General features: G+C 74.7%; 15 protein-coding genes. 11 read left to right on the top strand and 4 right to left on the bottom strand.

Going from position 1 to position 15325, the window contains the following annotated elements:
• Positions 1 to 17: 17 nt before the first annotated feature.
• Complete coding sequence (locus BJ983_RS10545) at positions 18 to 959, bottom strand: DUF389 domain-containing protein (RefSeq protein WP_179793750.1); 942 nt, start codon at positions 957 to 959, stop codon at positions 18 to 20.
• A 36-nt stretch (positions 960 to 995) separates the two neighbouring features.
• The gene (locus BJ983_RS32235; protein ID WP_179793749.1) at positions 996 to 1703 is read right to left on the bottom strand and encodes an IclR family transcriptional regulator domain-containing protein; all 708 of its coding nucleotides are present in this window, start codon (positions 1701 to 1703) and stop codon (positions 996 to 998) included.
• Between the two features lie 85 nt (positions 1704 to 1788).
• On the opposite strand from BJ983_RS32235, the gene BJ983_RS10535 reads away from it, so the two are divergent.
• The 6 genes from BJ983_RS10535 (at position 1789) to BJ983_RS10510 (ending at position 7824) form a co-directional block, all read left to right on the top strand.
• A complete protein-coding gene (locus BJ983_RS10535; RefSeq protein WP_179793748.1) occupies positions 1789 to 2883 on the top strand; it encodes an enolase C-terminal domain-like protein in 1095 nt (364 codons plus the stop codon).
• Positions 2884 to 2909: 26 nt separating this feature from the next.
• Positions 2910 to 4079 (top strand): iron-containing alcohol dehydrogenase family protein, encoded by a 1170-nt coding sequence (locus tag BJ983_RS10530; RefSeq protein ID WP_179793747.1) that lies wholly within the window; start codon positions 2910 to 2912, stop codon positions 4077 to 4079.
• Positions 4080 to 4173: 94 nt separating this feature from the next.
• The gene (locus BJ983_RS10525) at positions 4174 to 5187 is read left to right on the top strand and encodes a flavin reductase family protein (RefSeq protein ID WP_179793746.1); all 1014 of its coding nucleotides are present in this window, start codon (positions 4174 to 4176) and stop codon (positions 5185 to 5187) included.
• A 150-nt stretch (positions 5188 to 5337) separates the two neighbouring features.
• Positions 5338 to 6501, top strand: coding sequence for a fatty acid desaturase family protein (locus BJ983_RS10520; RefSeq protein WP_425484806.1), 1164 nt, complete (start codon positions 5338 to 5340; stop codon positions 6499 to 6501).
• Between the two features lie 47 nt (positions 6502 to 6548).
• The gene (locus BJ983_RS32230; RefSeq protein WP_179793744.1) at positions 6549 to 7322 is read left to right on the top strand and encodes an ANTAR domain-containing protein; all 774 of its coding nucleotides are present in this window, start codon (positions 6549 to 6551) and stop codon (positions 7320 to 7322) included.
• An 88-nt stretch (positions 7323 to 7410) separates the two neighbouring features.
• The gene (locus BJ983_RS10510; RefSeq protein WP_179793743.1) at positions 7411 to 7824 is read left to right on the top strand and encodes a hypothetical protein; all 414 of its coding nucleotides are present in this window, start codon (positions 7411 to 7413) and stop codon (positions 7822 to 7824) included.
• 1 nt (position 7825) lies between these two features.
• Here the strand turns inward: BJ983_RS10510 and BJ983_RS32225 are convergent, their stop codons facing one another.
• On the bottom strand, positions 7826 to 9136 hold the full coding sequence (locus BJ983_RS32225) for a PucR-like N-terminal domain-containing protein (RefSeq protein WP_179793742.1): 1311 nt from the start codon (positions 9134 to 9136) through the stop codon (positions 7826 to 7828).
• A 148-nt stretch (positions 9137 to 9284) separates the two neighbouring features.
• Here BJ983_RS32225 and BJ983_RS32220 point away from each other — a divergent pair, with 148 nt between their 5' ends.
• Genes BJ983_RS32220 through BJ983_RS10480 form a run of 5 tightly spaced genes read left to right on the top strand, consistent with a single transcriptional unit; the run spans position 9285 to position 14870 of the window.
• Positions 9285 to 10568 (top strand): alpha/beta hydrolase fold domain-containing protein, encoded by a 1284-nt coding sequence (locus BJ983_RS32220; protein WP_179793741.1) that lies wholly within the window; start codon positions 9285 to 9287, stop codon positions 10566 to 10568.
• Between the two features lie 53 nt (positions 10569 to 10621).
• Complete coding sequence (gene thrS / locus BJ983_RS10495) at positions 10622 to 12691, top strand: threonine--tRNA ligase (protein WP_179793740.1); 2070 nt, start codon at positions 10622 to 10624, stop codon at positions 12689 to 12691.
• 21 nt (positions 12692 to 12712) lie between these two features.
• Positions 12713 to 13324, top strand: coding sequence for an HIT family protein (locus tag BJ983_RS10490; protein ID WP_343054004.1), 612 nt, complete (start codon positions 12713 to 12715; stop codon positions 13322 to 13324).
• Positions 13321 to 13995 carry a phosphatidylinositol phosphate synthase gene (gene pgsA, locus BJ983_RS10485; protein ID WP_179793739.1) on the top strand — a complete coding sequence of 225 codons (675 nt, stop codon included), beginning with the start codon at positions 13321 to 13323 and terminating at the stop codon, positions 13993 to 13995. Before BJ983_RS10490 ends, pgsA begins: the two co-directional genes overlap by 4 nt.
• Entirely contained in the window at positions 13992 to 14870 is an 879-nt protein-coding gene (locus tag BJ983_RS10480) for a phosphatidylinositol mannoside acyltransferase (RefSeq protein WP_179793738.1), read from the top strand. The genes pgsA and BJ983_RS10480 overlap by 4 nt, the downstream gene beginning before the upstream one ends.
• On the opposite strand, the gene BJ983_RS10475 is transcribed toward BJ983_RS10480, so the two are convergent.
• Positions 14863 to 15288 carry a MarR family winged helix-turn-helix transcriptional regulator gene (locus BJ983_RS10475; protein ID WP_179793737.1) on the bottom strand — a complete coding sequence of 142 codons (426 nt, stop codon included), beginning with the start codon at positions 15286 to 15288 and terminating at the stop codon, positions 14863 to 14865. The two genes, BJ983_RS10480 and BJ983_RS10475, sit on opposite strands and share 8 nt — an antisense overlap.
• Positions 15289 to 15325 lie beyond the last annotated feature (37 nt).

Genomic DNA, 15325 nt, shown 5'->3' with positions numbered 1-15325 from the left:
ACTGCTGTACCCGGTGCTCAGCCCTCCGAGAGCCGTCGGCCGAGTCCACGTCGACGGTAGGTCCGGGTGCGCAGCAGCAGGACCGCGGCGGCCGCCGCCACGATCCCGACGAGGTTGACCGCCAGCTGCGCGAGCGAGGACAGGCAGCGCGGCCAGTCCGAGAGGGTCGCGGCGACCGCTGCGTAGCCCGCGGCGGGCACGGTGGTCACCGAGATGAACACGCCCACCAGGGCGGCCGACTTCGCCGAGGTCATCGCGAGCATCCCCGCTGCGCCGGCGAGCAGCGCGACGATGAGCGAGAACGGTCCGACCTGGTAGATGAAGTCGACCTGGTCGGCGCTCTCCAGCGGGCTGAGGCTGACGAGACCGGCGGCCTCGGCGAGCACGGCGGCCCCGGCGGTGACGACGAGCGCGAGCGGGAAGCCGAGGCCGAGAGCACGCAGCGCCCGTCCCGTCAGGTCTGTCCGCCGTCCGACGAGACCGACGGCGAGCGCCGCGAGCGGGCCGAACTCCGGGCCGACCACCATGGCGCCGACCACGGTGACCGGGGAGTTGGTCACGACGCCGATCGCGGCGAGCAGGCAGGCGATCGTCAGCAGCGCGAGGAAGCTCGCCGACGCCTGGGACTCCTCCCCGGTGCGGCCGACCAGCTCGTCCCACACGACGGCGTCCGAGCCGAGGCCCGGGACCGCCTCCTCGGCGCGGTCGGCCGCGTCGGAGAGGACGGTCTCGAGCGGCTCGACGGTGATCCCGCCGTCCCGGTCGATCCCGCGGTCGCACAGCGCGGCCAGGACGTCGTCGACCGCCTCCCGGGCGACGTCGGCGCCGAGGAGGTCGCCGGCCGGCGCGATCGAGGCACCGCGGGCGAGGGTGAGGTGCGCGGTCCCGGTCGTGCCGCGCAGGTACGCGAGGACCTCGTCGGTCCGGTCCGCGGGACACACCACCCTCACGTGCAGCACCGGGCGAGACTGCCACGCGAGTACGACGCCGCGGGCTCAGGCACCGAGCCGCGACGAGAGGTCAGCGGCCGCCTCCACGGTCGCGGCCACCACCTCGGGCAGCGCCGGTCGGACCCGGGCGACCGGGCCGGAGACGTTGATCGCCGCGATCACGCCGCCGTGCACGTCGCGCACCGGGGCCGAGGCGCCCGCGAGGCGGCGGTCGAGCTCGCCGTCGACCACCGCGTGGCCGTCGCCGAGCGTCCGGCGCGCGATCGCGGGGTCCAGCCCGGCCGCGGTCAACCGCCGTACGAGGCCCGCCTCGTCCCGGAACGCGAGCAGGACCCGTCCGGCCGAGCTCACCTCCACCGGCACGTCGGACACGTCGAAGGCGACCCGCGGGGGCGTTCCGTCGCCGGCGACGGTCAGCACCGTCGCCACGGCGTCGCCGTGCAGCCGGCAGAGGTGGGCGCCGACCCCGACGCGCGCGGCGAGCACCGTCAGCACCCGCCCCGCCGTCCGGACCACCCGGGCCTCGGTGGTCCGGGCGGCGAACGCGTAGAGCCGCCAGCCCAGCGCGTAGCGGCGGGTGCGGGGATCTCGCTCGACGAGGCCCTCGTCGGCCAGCGCGGCCAGGGCCCGGGACACCTGGCTCTCGGTGCGGCCGGTGAGCACCGCCAGTCGCGTCACGCCGAGGCCGCCGGCCTGCGCCTCGGGCGCGGCGAGCGCGTCGAGCAGGTCGACGTCGCGCCGGAGCCCCTCCACCCGGCCAGGCTACTTGCGCTGACCGCAAGAACCGCTTGCCCCGACGTCGGGACGACGGGTCCACTCCCGGGCGGAGGTGGCGGACGTGAAGATCACCGACATCCGCATCACGGACCATGCGATCGAGCTGGACCCGCCGATGCACGCGGCGTGGGACCCGGACCCGCGGCACGGGTTCACCGCGACCGTGGTGCGCGTCGAGACCGACGAGGGCATCACCGGCGTGGGCTCCGGCGACACGATGGCGGGCTTCGACGCGCACCGGCACCACTTCCTGGGCACCGACCCGCTCGGCATGGCCGTCCAGGTGCGCCGCATCGAGTCCGTCGCCTTCCACGGCGGCCGCTTCTGGCCGCTCGAGGCCGCCCTGTGGGACGTGGTCGGGCAGGCCGCCGGGCTGTCGGTCTCGGTGCTGTTCGGGGGCGTGGCCGACCGGCTGCCGGTCTACGCGTCGTGGTGCTCGGTGCAGTCCGCGGAGCGGCGGGCCCGCGACGCCGCGGAGCTGGAGGCCGAGGGGTTCCGGGCCGTGAAGGTCCGGGTCGACCCGCGGGACCCGGAGCCGGGGATCGCCTCGGTGGCCGCCGTCCGGGCCGCCACGTCGCTCGACGTCCTCGTCGACCTCAACCAGGCCTGGCGCATGGCCGGGGACGTGCGGCCCGCCGTCGAGCTGGTGGAGATCCGTCGCCTCGTGCGCCGCCTCGCCGAGTTCGAGCCGGGCTGGATCGAGGAGCCGCTGCCCTACGACGACGTCGACGGGCACCGCCTGCTGCGCGCGGAGAACCCGGGGCTGCGGATCGCGTCGGGGGAGATGTGCGACAACCGCCCCCAGCTCGACGCGCTCGTCGACGCGCTCGACGTGGTGCAGACCGACGTCGTGCTCTCCCTCGGGATGTCCCGCACGCGGGCCCTCGCGGAGTCGCTCGCCGCCCGCCACCGCCGCTTCACCCCGCACACGTGGTCGAACGGTCTCGGCCTGCTCGCGAACCTGCACGTCGCGGCCGGGGTCGGGGCCGGCCCCTACCTGGAGTTCCCGTACGACCCCGCCGGCGGCTGGACCCCGGAGCGGCGGGACTTCCTGCTGGCCGAGCCACTCCGGCCGGCCGCCGACGGCACCCTCGCGGTCCCGCAGGCCCCGGGCCTGGGCGCCGTGCTCCACCCCTCGCTGTCCGACTCCCGCTGACCCCGCATCCCACGACGGAGCCCCCGATGACCACCGTGCCGGCCGGTGCCTGCGCCTGCCCCGCCACCACGCCGTTCCTGCACGAGCCCGGACCGGCCGTGGACTCCGGGCCCGGGGCCCTCGCGCGGCTCGGCGACCACGTCCTCGACGTGCACCGCGCCACGCGCTCCGGGGGCGTCGTGGTGGTCACCGACGCCGGGCTGCGGGCCACCGGGATCGTCGACGAGGTGCTCGCGGTGCTCGCCGCCGCGGGCCAGCCGACGGTCGTCGTCGACGACGTCCCCGGCAACCCCACCGTGCCCGCCGTCGAGGCGGGGGCCCGCGTCGTCGCCGAGGCGTTCCCGGGCAGCCGCCCGGTGGTGGTCGCGGTCGGCGGGGGCTCGGCGCTCGACGCCGCCAAGGGCGTCGCCCGCCTCGCCGCCGACCCGACCGGCCCGGGCCTGGCGCTGATCGCCATCCCGACGACGGCGGGCACCGGCGCCGAGACCAACGGCTTCGGCGTCCTGGAGGACCCGGTCCGCCGCTGCAAGGTCTACTGCGGGGACGGCACCACCACCCCGCGGGTCGCACTGCTCGACCCGCTGCTCACGCACGGTCTACCACCCGCCGCGACGGCCGCGACCGGCGTCGACGCCCTCGTCCACGCCCTCGAGTCCCTCGTCAGCCGGGGGCGCAGCGCGGTGTCGGAGGCGTTCGCCGCCGAGGCGCTGCGCCGGGTGTGGCGGTGGCTCCCGGTCGCCCACGCCGACGGCTCCGACGCGACCGCCCGCGCCGAGATGCTCCTCGGGGCGCACCTGGCCGGACAGGCGCTGACCCGGTCCGGGCTGGGTCTCGTGCACGGGCTCGGTCACGCCCTGACCGCGCACCACGGGGTCGTCCACGGGCGTGCCCTGGCGATGGTGCTGCCGGAGGTCGTGGCGTGGTCGCTCGACGACGCGGGCGCCGACGCCCCGGCGTGGGCGCGCGCGGCGGAGCTGCTCGGCCTGCGCCACCCCGGCGAGCTGCCGGTCGCCCTCGCTCGGTGGACCGACGCCGTCGGGGTCCCGCCCGGCATCGACCGCGCCGCGCTCGGCCTCGGCCCGGACGCCGTCGACGCCCTCGCGACCACCGCATCGGCCGATCCGGTGTGCCGCAACGCACCCCGTGCCGCCGACCGGGCGGCCCTGTCGGGCCTGCTCACACGCTCTGCACGCTGACCCGGTCGGCTTTGTGGAGATGCAACAGAACCCGTGAGCCGGTCATGGTTTCGGCTGTAGCGACGCAGGCGACGGCGTCCTTACCGTCGGGAGCATGATCGCTGGAGTACTCGCCCGGGCCACGCGTGCGTTGACCACGCCGCTGCTGCCCGACGACTACCTGGCCGTCCTCAACCCGCTGTGGTCGGTGCGCGCGCCGCGGGCCCGGATCGTCGCGACCCGGCCCGTCGGTCCGTCCACCACCGAGCTCACCCTCCGCACCGGCTCCGGCTGGCAGGGGCACCGCCCCGGCCAGCACGTCGGCCTCGGGGTGGAGCTGGGTGGCCGCCGGCACTGGCGGACCTACTCGATCACCTCGGCGCCCACCGCCGAACACCTCACCGTGAGCGTCACCGCGGTCCCCGACGGCTCCGTGTCGACCCACCTGGCGCGCGTGGCCCGTCCCGGCGACCTCGTGGGGCTCGGCCCCGCCGCGGGTGACTTCACCGCCCGCGGCCCGCTGCTGCTGATCTCCGGCGGCAGCGGCATCACGCCGATGCTCGGCCTGCTGCGCGGCGGCGTCACCAGCGACGCCGTGCTCGTGCACTCCGGGCGCGGCGGTCACGTGCACGCCGACGACCTGGCCGGGCTCCCCGCCAGCGTGCACCGGCACGACAGCACGACCGGTCGGCTGCGGCCCGCCGACCTGGACGCGCTCGTGCCCGACTGGCGCACGCGGACGCTGCTCGTCTGCGGCCCCGCCGGGATGCTCGACACCTTCATCGCCGCGGCGGCCGAGGCCGGTGTGCCCTGCGTCGTCGAGCGCTTCCGCCCGCCGGAGCCGGTCGCGGCCGCCGAGGGTGCGACCGGTGGCACCGTCACCTTCACGACGTCGGGTGTGGTCGCCACCGCCGACGCCGTCACCCCCCTGCTGCGCGCCGGCGAGGACGCCGGCGCCCTGCTGCCCAGCGGCTGCCGCATGGGCATCTGCCACACCTGCGTCGGACGCCTGTCCGCCGGCGCCGTCCGCAACCTGCACACCGGTGAGCTCGAGACCGCGGACTCCGGCGACGTCATCGTCCGGACCTGCGTCTCGGCCGCCGCCGGCGACTGCGCCGTCGACCTGTAGCCCTCCGCTCCCCAGCACCGAGGAGACCCCATGACCGCGCTCGACCACCGCCCGCTCACCGACCCGGAGATCATCCCGGAGCACGTGACCCGGATCAACGAGGCCAAGACCCCCAGCGGTCCCGGCCGTCCCGGGGCGTCGACCGCGCACATCACGGCGTCCACGGCGCACCTGTCCGTCGAGGACATCGAGCGCATCGGCGCCGAGCTCGAGGCCATCCGCGACGAGGTCATGTCCTCGCTCGGGGAGGCCGACGCCCGCTACATCCGCCGCGTGATCCGCACCCAGCGCGGGCTCGAGATCGCCGGTCGCATCCTGCTGCTCGGCGCGCTCTTCCCGCCGGCCTTCGTGGCCGGGACCGCCTCGCTCGGGGTCGCGAAGATCCTCGAGAACATGGAGATCGGGCACAACGTCCTGCACGGGCAGTGGGACTGGATGCGTGACCCGGAGATCCACTCCACCACCTGGGAGTGGGACCACGTCTCCACCGCCTCGTCGTGGCAGCAGACCCACAACTACCTGCACCACACGTACACCAACGTCCACAACAAGGACCGGGACATCGGATACAACGTGCTGCGGGTCGACCCCGACCAGCCGTGGCACCCGACGTACCTGTTCCAGACGATCACCAACCTCGGGCTCGCGCTCATCTTCGAGTACGGCATCGCGGCCTTCGACCTCGAGATCGACCAGGTCCAGCGCGGCGAGAAGACCTGGGCCGAGAAGATGCCCGAGATCAGGACGATGCTGCGCAAGGCCGGCAAGCAGGCGCTGAAGGACTACGTGGTGTTCCCGGCGCTGTCCGGGCCCTCGTTCGTCCCGGCGCTCGTCGGCGGCCTGCTGGCCAACACCATCCGCAACGTCTGGTCCCACGCCGTGATCTTCTGCGGCCACTTCCCCGTCGAGGTGGAGACCTTCGACGAGGAGCGGCTGGAGAACGAGTCGCAGGCCGAGTGGTACGTCCGGCAGATGCTCGGATCGGCCAACATCGAGGGCTCGGCGCTCCTGCACATCATGACCGGGAACCTGTCCCACCAGATCGAGCACCACCTCTTCCCGGACATGCCGTCGAACCACTACGCCGCGATCGCGCCCAAGGTGCGCGACCTGTGCCGGCGCTACGGGCTGCCCTACCACGCGGGCCCGATGTGGAAGCAGTACGGCGGCGTGCTGTGGAAGATCGCGCGCCTGTCGTTCCCCGGAGGCCACGAGACGATCGCCAAGCGTCAGCGCCGGTCGCTGCCGGTGGGCCGGAAGGCGGCGGCCACGCTGCGCCGCCTGCGGGAGCGAGCAGTGCCACAGGCCGCCTGAGTCCGCTCGACACCGGACTCGCACCGGCTGTTGCCTATGATCCGTCCGTGACGGACGAACGTCGGTGGCAGGAGGATCGGGAGCGGTTCGTGGACAGCAACTCCGACGATGCGCTGGGGCCCCTGGCCGAGCAGTTCGTGAGCCTCGGCCGGTCCCTGGTCGGGTCCACCGACGGCGGGGTCGGCGCCGTGCTCGAGCGCATCGTGACCGCCGCGCAGGAGATCACCGGCGCCGACGTGGTCTCGGTGACCCTGCGCGAGGGCGACGGCTTCACCACGCCCGTCGAGACCGATCCCGTGGCGAGCAAGGCCGACGCGGTGCAGTACGACACCGGCGAGGGCCCGTGCGTCGAGGCCACGACGGAGGACGGGCTCGGCTACTTCGCCTGTGCCGACCTCGGCCGGGAGTCCCGGTGGCCGCGCTTCGGCCCGGCGGCGGCCGAGCTCGGCCTGCACGCGGTGTTCGCCACCGGGCTGTTCCCCCGGGACGACAACCCGCGGCTCGGCGCCCTGAACTACTACTCCCGGCGCGTCGGCGGACTCGACCACGTCGACCGGGACCAGGCGCTGATCTTCGCCGTGCACGCGGCCATCGTGCTGCGGGACGCCCGGGCCCTCGAGGCAGCCGAACTGCGTGCCGCGCAACTGCAGGACGCCGTGCGGTCCCGCGACGTGATCGGGCAGGCCAAGGGCATCCTCATGGAGCGCCGCGGGCTGTCGGCCGACGAGGCCTTCGACACGCTGCGCCGCACCTCGCAGGAGCTGAACATCAAGCTGCGGGACCTCGCGGCGACGCTGGCGTCGCGCCGCGCGGATCTCTGACGGTTTACGGCGGCCGCCGGATCGGGCACTCTCGACCACCCGTGGAGACCTAGCGGGACGTCACGTCACACGTCTCCCGGAGGTTCCCGTGGCCGCCCCCACTCCGTCCGAACTCCCCGTCGGCCTGGACGAGCGCCGTCGGCACGCCCGCTCCACCGCCGCCCGGCGCGCCGTCGCCGGGGTGGGCACCAGTTGGTTCGACGACGGGTGCGTGGCGCTCGCGGTCGTCGGGGTCGCCGGCCCGGCCCAGGTCCGGGCGCTGCGGGAGCTGCGTCCGCAGCTCGCCCGCGAGGCATGGGCGGAGCTCGTCATCGACCTGTCCCACCTCGACGGCGAGTGCGGCCCGGCGCTGGTGCGGGTGCTCGGTCAGCTCCGCGTGCAGCGGCTGACCGCCGGCGCCCGCGTCGAGGTCCACGGGGCCCCGGCGGAGGCCGTCGCGGAACTCGGCGACCGGCGCGCCACCGAGTTCACGGTGCGGGAGGAACGCGTCCCCACGGCGTGAGTCAGCCCTCGACGGCCGGTTCGGCGGCGGTGAAGGCCCCGCCGAACCGCAGGGCCAGCGCGACCTCGAGGCGCGCGACCGGGTCGTCGAGCGCGCCCGCGAACGACTCCTTGATCCGCGCGAGCCGGTAGCGGACCGTCTGCGGGTGCACGTGCAGCGTGCCCGCCGCCTCGGCGACGTCGCCGTGCGCGTCGAGCCAGGCCCGCAGGGTCTCCACCGCCCGGTCCCGGGCCGACGCCGTCATCCGGCGCAGGGGCTCGAGGCGCTGGGCGACGAGGTCGGTGGTCACCGAGACGTCGGCGTGCAGCAGCAGGGCGAGCAGGTGGTCGTCCGAGCGCACGAGCCGCGAGGGCGGGCGGTTGCCGCGGGAGGGCCCGTCGTCAGGAAGGATCTCGCCCGCGGCGACCAGCGGCCAGGCCGAGCGGGCCCGGGTGACGGAGCGGCCGATCTGGTCGGTGCCGACCGTGGGACCGACGACCGCGTCCACCCCCGCCGTGGCGTCGGCGAGGTCGTCCGCGCGGCCCGGGCCGTCGGGATCGGGGAGGACGACCACGCCGAGGCCGTCGACGCGGGAGCCGAGGGCGTCCGGGGGCATCCGGCGGCACACCGCCTGCAGCGACTCCTCGTCGCAGATCAGGACGGCGAGGGTGCGCGGCAGGAGCCACTCGGCGTCCCGCGCGAGTCGCTCCAGCTCGGCTCCGTCGGGCGGGGGCGTGTGCAGCAGCGCGGCGACCAGGGCGTGCCGGCGGGCCTGGCGGGACCCGGCCGTGAGGCTCTGCTCGTGGGCGTACCCGGCGACCGAGGCCGCGGCGAGCTGCTCGGTGTAGGCGAACAGGGCCTCGGCGAGCCGGAAGATGTCGTCCGGGGTGAGCCCGTAGGCGTCGCTGCCCGCCGAGATCCGCCGCCACAGCACGCGGGTGCCGACCCGGTAGGCGGTCTGCAGCGCGTCCATCGTCCGGCCGTGGCGGTGCTCCACGCGGCCGAGCTCGAAGTACACGCGGGTGTCCGGCAGGTCGGCGTCGGTGCCGAGGAGCTGGAGGAACTGCTCGAGGGCGACCGAGACCCCGCGGCGGATGTTCTGGCCGAACACGCCGTTCATCGACAGCGCGTACTCGGCGATCTGGGCACGGACCTGCTCGATGATGTCGTCGCCCGTGTCGAGCACGACCGCCCGCATCCGGTCGGCGGCCTCCGGCGGCACCTCGGCCCACGGATGGCGCCGCGCCGGGTCGTGCGCGCACCCGTCGACGGCGCGCAGCGGCGGACGCGCCGCGTCCGCGGCGCACTCCTCCACATCCGCTCCGTCGTTCACGACGCCATTGTGACCCAGACGGGGCCGGGCATGGGGTCCGTCGTCGGGAGCGCGGGCGGGGATCCGGGACACAGCACCTGCACAGGGCCGCGACCGGGGTTCTGGGACAGGATCGGGGTGGGTACGGGGCACGGCGAGGGGGTGACGCGTGGCGGACGGTGTGACGGTCGGCCGGGCGCCCCGGCGCCCCCGTGCGGGTCGCCTCGCGCTGGTCGGCGGCAGTGCCGCGGCCCTCGTCACGACGGCGGGCTTCCGGCCGCTCACGCGACGCTGGCCGGCGGCGATCGGGGCGACGCTGCTGGCCGCCTTCGCCACCGAGCTGCCGCGTCCGACCGCCGCGCTCACGGGGGGCGTCGCCCTCGTCGCGGCCCGCCGGGGTGCGGGCCGAACGGTCGTCGGCCGGGTCGGCCTCGCCCTCGCGACGGGGTCGGTCGCCGCCCTGCTCACGCTCGACCGCCGGGCCCGGGCCACCGACGGGGTGCTGCGAGGCGCCCTGGTCGGGGCGTTCGGCAGCTCCGGGCCCGAGCCGGAGCCGGCCACGTGGCTGTCCCCGCGGGCGGTCACGGCCCCCCGGCGGTTCCGCGCGGCCGGGGCGCGCGACGTCGCCTACGGGCCGCACGGCACGGCCAACCTGCTCGACGTCTGGCGCCACCCCGATCTCCCCGACGACGCCGGAGCCCCGGTGCTGGTGGAGATCCACGGCGGGGCGTGGTCGTCGGGACGCAAGGAGGGCGAGGGCAACCCGCTGATGGCCTACCTGGTCTCGCGGGGCTGGGTGTGCGTGACGCTGAACTACCGCCTCGGCCCGCGGCACCGCTGGCCCGCCATGATCGACGACGTGCGGGCGGCGCTCGGCTGGGTGCACACCCACATCGCCGAGCACGGGGGCGACCCGGGCTTCGTCGCCGTGAGCGGGGGGTCCGCCGGCGCACATCTCGCCGCCCTGGCCGCCCTCACCGGTCGCGACGACGACCACTCCCGGGTCGACGCCGCCGTCACCCTCTACGGGATCTACGACCTCACCACCGACGACGGCAGCGGCACCCTCGACGAGCTCCTGGCCGAGACGATGATGTCCGGCACGCCCGCCGACTGGGCGGGGGCCTCGCCGACCCACCGCGTGACCGCGGACGCCCCGCCGTTCTTCGTCCTGCACGGCACCGGCGACGCCATCGTGGTCCCCGACCAGAGCCGGGGCCTCGTCCGGGCCCTGCGCGCGGTCTCCCGCGCCCCCGTCGCCTACGCCGAGCTGCCCTACGCCCAGCACGCCTTCGACACCCTCCCCACCCCGCGCACGATGCTCGTGGTCCGGGCCGTCGAGGCCTTCCTGGTCGGCGTCCTCGGGCGTCGGCCCGCCCGGCCGGGGGCGACGGCGATCGTCGCGGGTCGCGGCCCGGGCGGCGCTCCCGACGCGGCCGACGGCGGTCGATAGGCTGGACGCACCGCGGGGGAGGCCGTCCGCCGCACGTGATCGCAGGAGTCCCCGTGTCCTCGCCAGCCTCGCCAGCGTCCACCCAGCACGTCCGGGTCGCCGCCGGGACGACGGCGGGCCAGGCCGTCCGGGAAGCGGGCCTCCCGGGCAGCGGGCCGCAGGCCGTCGTCGTCGTGAAGGCGCCCGACGGCACCCTGAAGGACCTGGCCTGGACCCCCGAGGAGGACGTCAACGTCACCCCGGTCGCGGCCGACACCGAGGACGGCCGCGCGGTCATCCGGCACAGCGCCGCGCACGTGCTCGCGCAGGCCGTACAGCAGAAGTTCCCGGACGCCAAGCTCGGCATCGGCCCGCCCGTGACCGACGGCTTCTACTACGACTTCGCGGTGGACACCCCGTTCACCCCCGAGGACCTCGCCGACCTCGAGAAGTCGATGAAGAAGATCATCAAGGCGAAGCAGCGGTTCGCCCGCCGCGAGTACGGGTCGCTGGACGAGGCGCGCGCGGAACTCAAGGACGAGCCCTTCAAGCTCGAGCTGGTCGACCTCAAGGGCAACTCCGACGCGGAGGCCGACGGCGAGATCATGGAGGTCGGCGCGGGGGAGCTCACCGCGTACGACAACATCCACGCCCACACCGGCGAGCGCGTCTGGGGCGACCTCTGCCGCGGCCCGCACGTGCCGACCACCGGCTACATCCCGGCCTTCACGGTCACCCGCAGCGCGGCCGCGTACTGGCGGGGCGACCAGCGCAACGCCCAGCTGCAGCGCATCTACGGCACCGCGTGGGAGTCGCAGGAGGCGCAGGACGCCTACCTGGAGCGCCTCGCCGAGGCCGAGCGGCGCGACCACCGGCGTCTCGGCTCCGAGCTCGACCTGTTCAGCTTCCCCGACGAGATCGGCTCCGGCCTCGCGGTCTTCCACCCCAAGGGCGGGGTGATCCGCAAGGAGCTGGAGGACTACTCGCGGAAGCGGCACGCCGAGGCGGGCTACGAGTTCGTCAACACCCCGCACGCCACCAAGGGCTCGCTCTTCGAGCTCTCCGGGCACCTCGACTGGTACTCCGAGGGCATGTACCCGCCCATGCAGCTCGACGAGGAGCGGGGTCCCGACGGCGAGCTCAAGCGCGCCGCCGTCGACTACTACCTCAAGCCGATGAACTGCCCGATGCACAACCTGATCTTCCGGTCGCGCGGGCGGTCCTACCGGGAGCTGCCGCTGCGGCTCTTCGAGTTCGGCACCGTCTACCGCTACGAGAAGTCCGGCGTCGTGCACGGGCTGACCCGCGCGCGGGGGTTCACCCAGGACGACGCGCACATCTACTGCACCCGCGAGCAGATGGCGGGCGAGATCGCCTCGCTGCTCGAGTTCGTGCTGGGCCTGCTGCGCGACTACGGCCTCGACGACTTCTACCTGGAGCTCTCCACCCGGAACCCGGAGAAGTCGATCGGGTCCGACGAGTCGTGGGAGGAGGCCACCGAGGCCCTGCGGCAGGCCGCGTCGAGCTTCGGCCTCGACCTCGTGGACGACCCGGGGGGCGCCGCCTTCTACGCGCCGAAGATCAGCGTGCAGGCCAAGGACGCAATCGGCCGGTACTGGCAGATGTCGACCATCCAGGTCGACCTCATGCTGCCCGACCGCTTCGAGCTCGAGTACACCTCGAGCGACGGCTCGCGGCAGCGGCCGGTGATGATCCACCGGGCGCTCTTCGGCTCCATCGAGCGCTTCTTCGGGGTGCTCACCGAGCACTACGCGGGCGCCTTCCCGGCCTGGCTCGCGCCGGTGCAGGCCGTCGCGATCCCGGTGTCGAACGACCAGGCCGACTACGTCGACGGCATCGTCGGGAAGCTCAAGCGCCTCGGCCTGCGGGTCGAGGCGGACCACTCCGACGACCGGATGCAGAAGAAGATCCGCACCCACACCCTGCAGAAGGTGCCGTTCCTGCTGCTGGCCGGCGGGAAGGACGCGGACGCCGACGCGGTGTCCTTCCGGTTCCGCGACGGGAGCCAGGTCAACGGGGTGCCGGTGGACCGGGCGGTCGAGGCGATCGCGGACTGGGTGGCCCGCCGGGAGAACGCCTCGCCCGACGAGACCTCGTTCGGTCCGTCGGTGTCCGGTGCCTGAGGCGGCGAGCACGATGGAACCGTGGTGACGGACGGGGTGACGCCGGGTCTGCCGGCCCAGCCGGGGCGGCCCGACTCGGGGGTGCCGACCGAGCACCCGCAGGGCGCCGACGAGCTGGTCGGCGCGGGGACGCCCGACGGCTTCCGTCGGCTCTGGGCGCCGCACCGCATGGCCTACATCGCGGGGGAGCAGGGCACCGGTGAGGTCGACGGCGGGTGCCCGCTGTGCGCGATCCCCGGGAAGTCGGACGCCGACGGTCTCGTCGTCGCCCGCGGTGCGGCGGTCTACGCGGTGCTCAACCTGCACCCGTACAACCCGGGGCACCTCATGGTCGTGCCCTACCGGCACGTCGCGAGGCTCGACGAGCTCACCGACGACGAGTCCACCGAGCTGATGCTCCTCACCCAGCAGGCCGTCCGGGCGTTGCGGACCATGTCCTCCCCGCACGGGTTCAACGTCGGGATCAACCTCGGGCACGTCGCCGGCGGCTCCCTGGCGGACCACCTGCACCAGCACGTCGTGCCGCGGTGGGGCGGCGACGCCAACTTCATCACCGTCATCGGCCAGACCAAGGTGATCCCGGCGCTGCTCGCCGAGACCCGCGAACGGCTGGCGGAGGTCTGGATCTCATGATCAACGACTGGGGTCGCACGGCGATCAACCGCAGCCTCGAGCCGGCCGGGCGCTGGCTCGTCCGCCGGGGCATCCACCCGGACGCCATGACGGTCTTCGGGACGGCGGGTGCCACCGGCTTCGCGATCTGGCTCATCCCGACGGGGCACCTGTTCGCGGCCTCGATGATCGTCTGGGGCTTCGCGATGCTCGACGTCCTCGACGGCGCCATGGCGCGCGCCCGGGGCGTGACGAGCCCCTTCGGCGGGGTCCTCGACTCGTTGTGCGACCGGATCGTCGACGGTGCCGTCTTCGCGGGCATCGCCTGGTGGGCCGCGAAGAACGATCGCTGGATCATCGTGGCGCTCGCCCTGATCTGCCTGGTCTCCGGCCAGCTCATCTCCTACATCAAGGCGCGCGCGGAGGCGGCCGGCCTGCGGGGCGGTGGTGGCGTCGTCGAGCGGGCGGAGCGGCTGATCCTCGGCCTCACCGGCATCGGGCTGACCGGGCTCGGCGTCTGGTGGGCCGTCGACGTCGCGCTCTGGCTGCTCACCGTCGGCTCGCTGGTGACGGTCGGGCAGCGCATCCACACCGTGTGGGCGAGCGCCCGCGAGCAGTACGGCGCCGCCACCGGACGCACCGACCGGACCGCCGCCCTCGAGCCGGGCGAGCCGAGCCGGGACGCCGGGTGACCTGGTCCGAGCGCGCCGCCGACCTCGGCTACGCAGCGGGCTGGCAGGTCGTCCGTGGCCTGCCCGAGCCCGTGGCGCGCGGGCTCTTCGACCTCGGCGCCGACGTCGCGGCCCACCGGGGCGGACGAGGGGTCGAGCGCCTGCGGGCGAACTACTCGCGGGTCCGCCCCGACCTCGACGACCACGCCCTCGACGAGCTCACGCGGGCCGGGGTCCGGTCCTACGCCCGCTACTGGCGCGAGGCCTTCCGGCTGCCCGCGATGAACCCGAAGGCGCTGGCGGACGAGGTCGACGACGCGGTGGTCGGGCGCGAGCACCTCGACGCGGCCCTCGCGGCCGGGCGTGGCGCGATCGTGCCGCTCACGCACTCCGGCAACTGGGACGTCGTCGGCACCTGGGCGGTCCAGCGCTACGGCGGGTTCGCGACCGTGGCCGAGCGCCTCCGTCCCGAGTCGCTCTTCCAGCGCTTCGTGGCCTACCGCGAGTCCCTCGGCTTCGAGATCCTGCCGATGACGGGCGGGGAGGCCCCGGTCCGCGGCCTGCTGCGGGCCCTGCGCGCCGGCCGGATCGTGTGCCTCGTCGCCGACCGGGACCTGTCCCACCACGGCGTGGGCGTCGACTTCTTCGGCCACCGCGCCGCGATGCCCCCGGGGCCCGCCTCGCTCGCCGCGGCCACGGGCGCCCCGCTGCTCCCGCTCGGCTGCTGGTTCACCGACCGCGGCTGGGCCTTCCGGATCAACCCGCCGATCACGGTCCCCTCGCGCGCCGAGGTGCCGGCCGCGACCCAGGCGGTGGCCGACGTGTTCGCCCGGGAGATCGCCGAACACCCTCAGGACTGGCACATGCTCCAGCGCATCTGGCCCGACCTCAGCTAGGCGCGAGCCGGGCGCGCAGGCCGGCGAGACCCGTCGTCAGGAACGCGACGTCGTCCCCGCCGAGGTGGCGCCGCAGCTCGTCGGCGACCACGGCCTCGCCGCGCTCGTGCGTCCGCCGGCCGTCCGGTGTGGGGACGAGGACCGAGGAGCGTCGGTCGTCGGGGTGCGGTTCCCGGACGACGAGACCGCCGGCGACGAGGCGGTCGGTGAGCTTGCTGGCCGCGCCGACCGTCACGTGCAGGGCCGTCGCCACGTCCTGCACGCGGCAGGACGGGACGCGCACCGTGGCCCGCAGGGCCTCGATCCGCCCGAGGGGCAGGCCCAGGTCGCTCCGGACCCGCCGGTCGACCGCCTCCCACAGGACGATCTGCACGCGGACGAGGTCGTCGAACACGTCGACGATCGAGGTGCCTTCCATGGAAGTATTTTCCACGGAAGCGTGTTGATCGTCGACA

The sequence above is a fragment of the Actinomycetospora corticicola genome (genome assembly GCF_013409505.1).
GTDB classification, from domain to species: domain Bacteria; phylum Actinomycetota; class Actinomycetes; order Mycobacteriales; family Pseudonocardiaceae; genus Actinomycetospora; species Actinomycetospora corticicola.
Note: the sequence above shows the minus strand (reverse complement) of the source record. Positions and strands in the feature narration are given on the sequence as shown.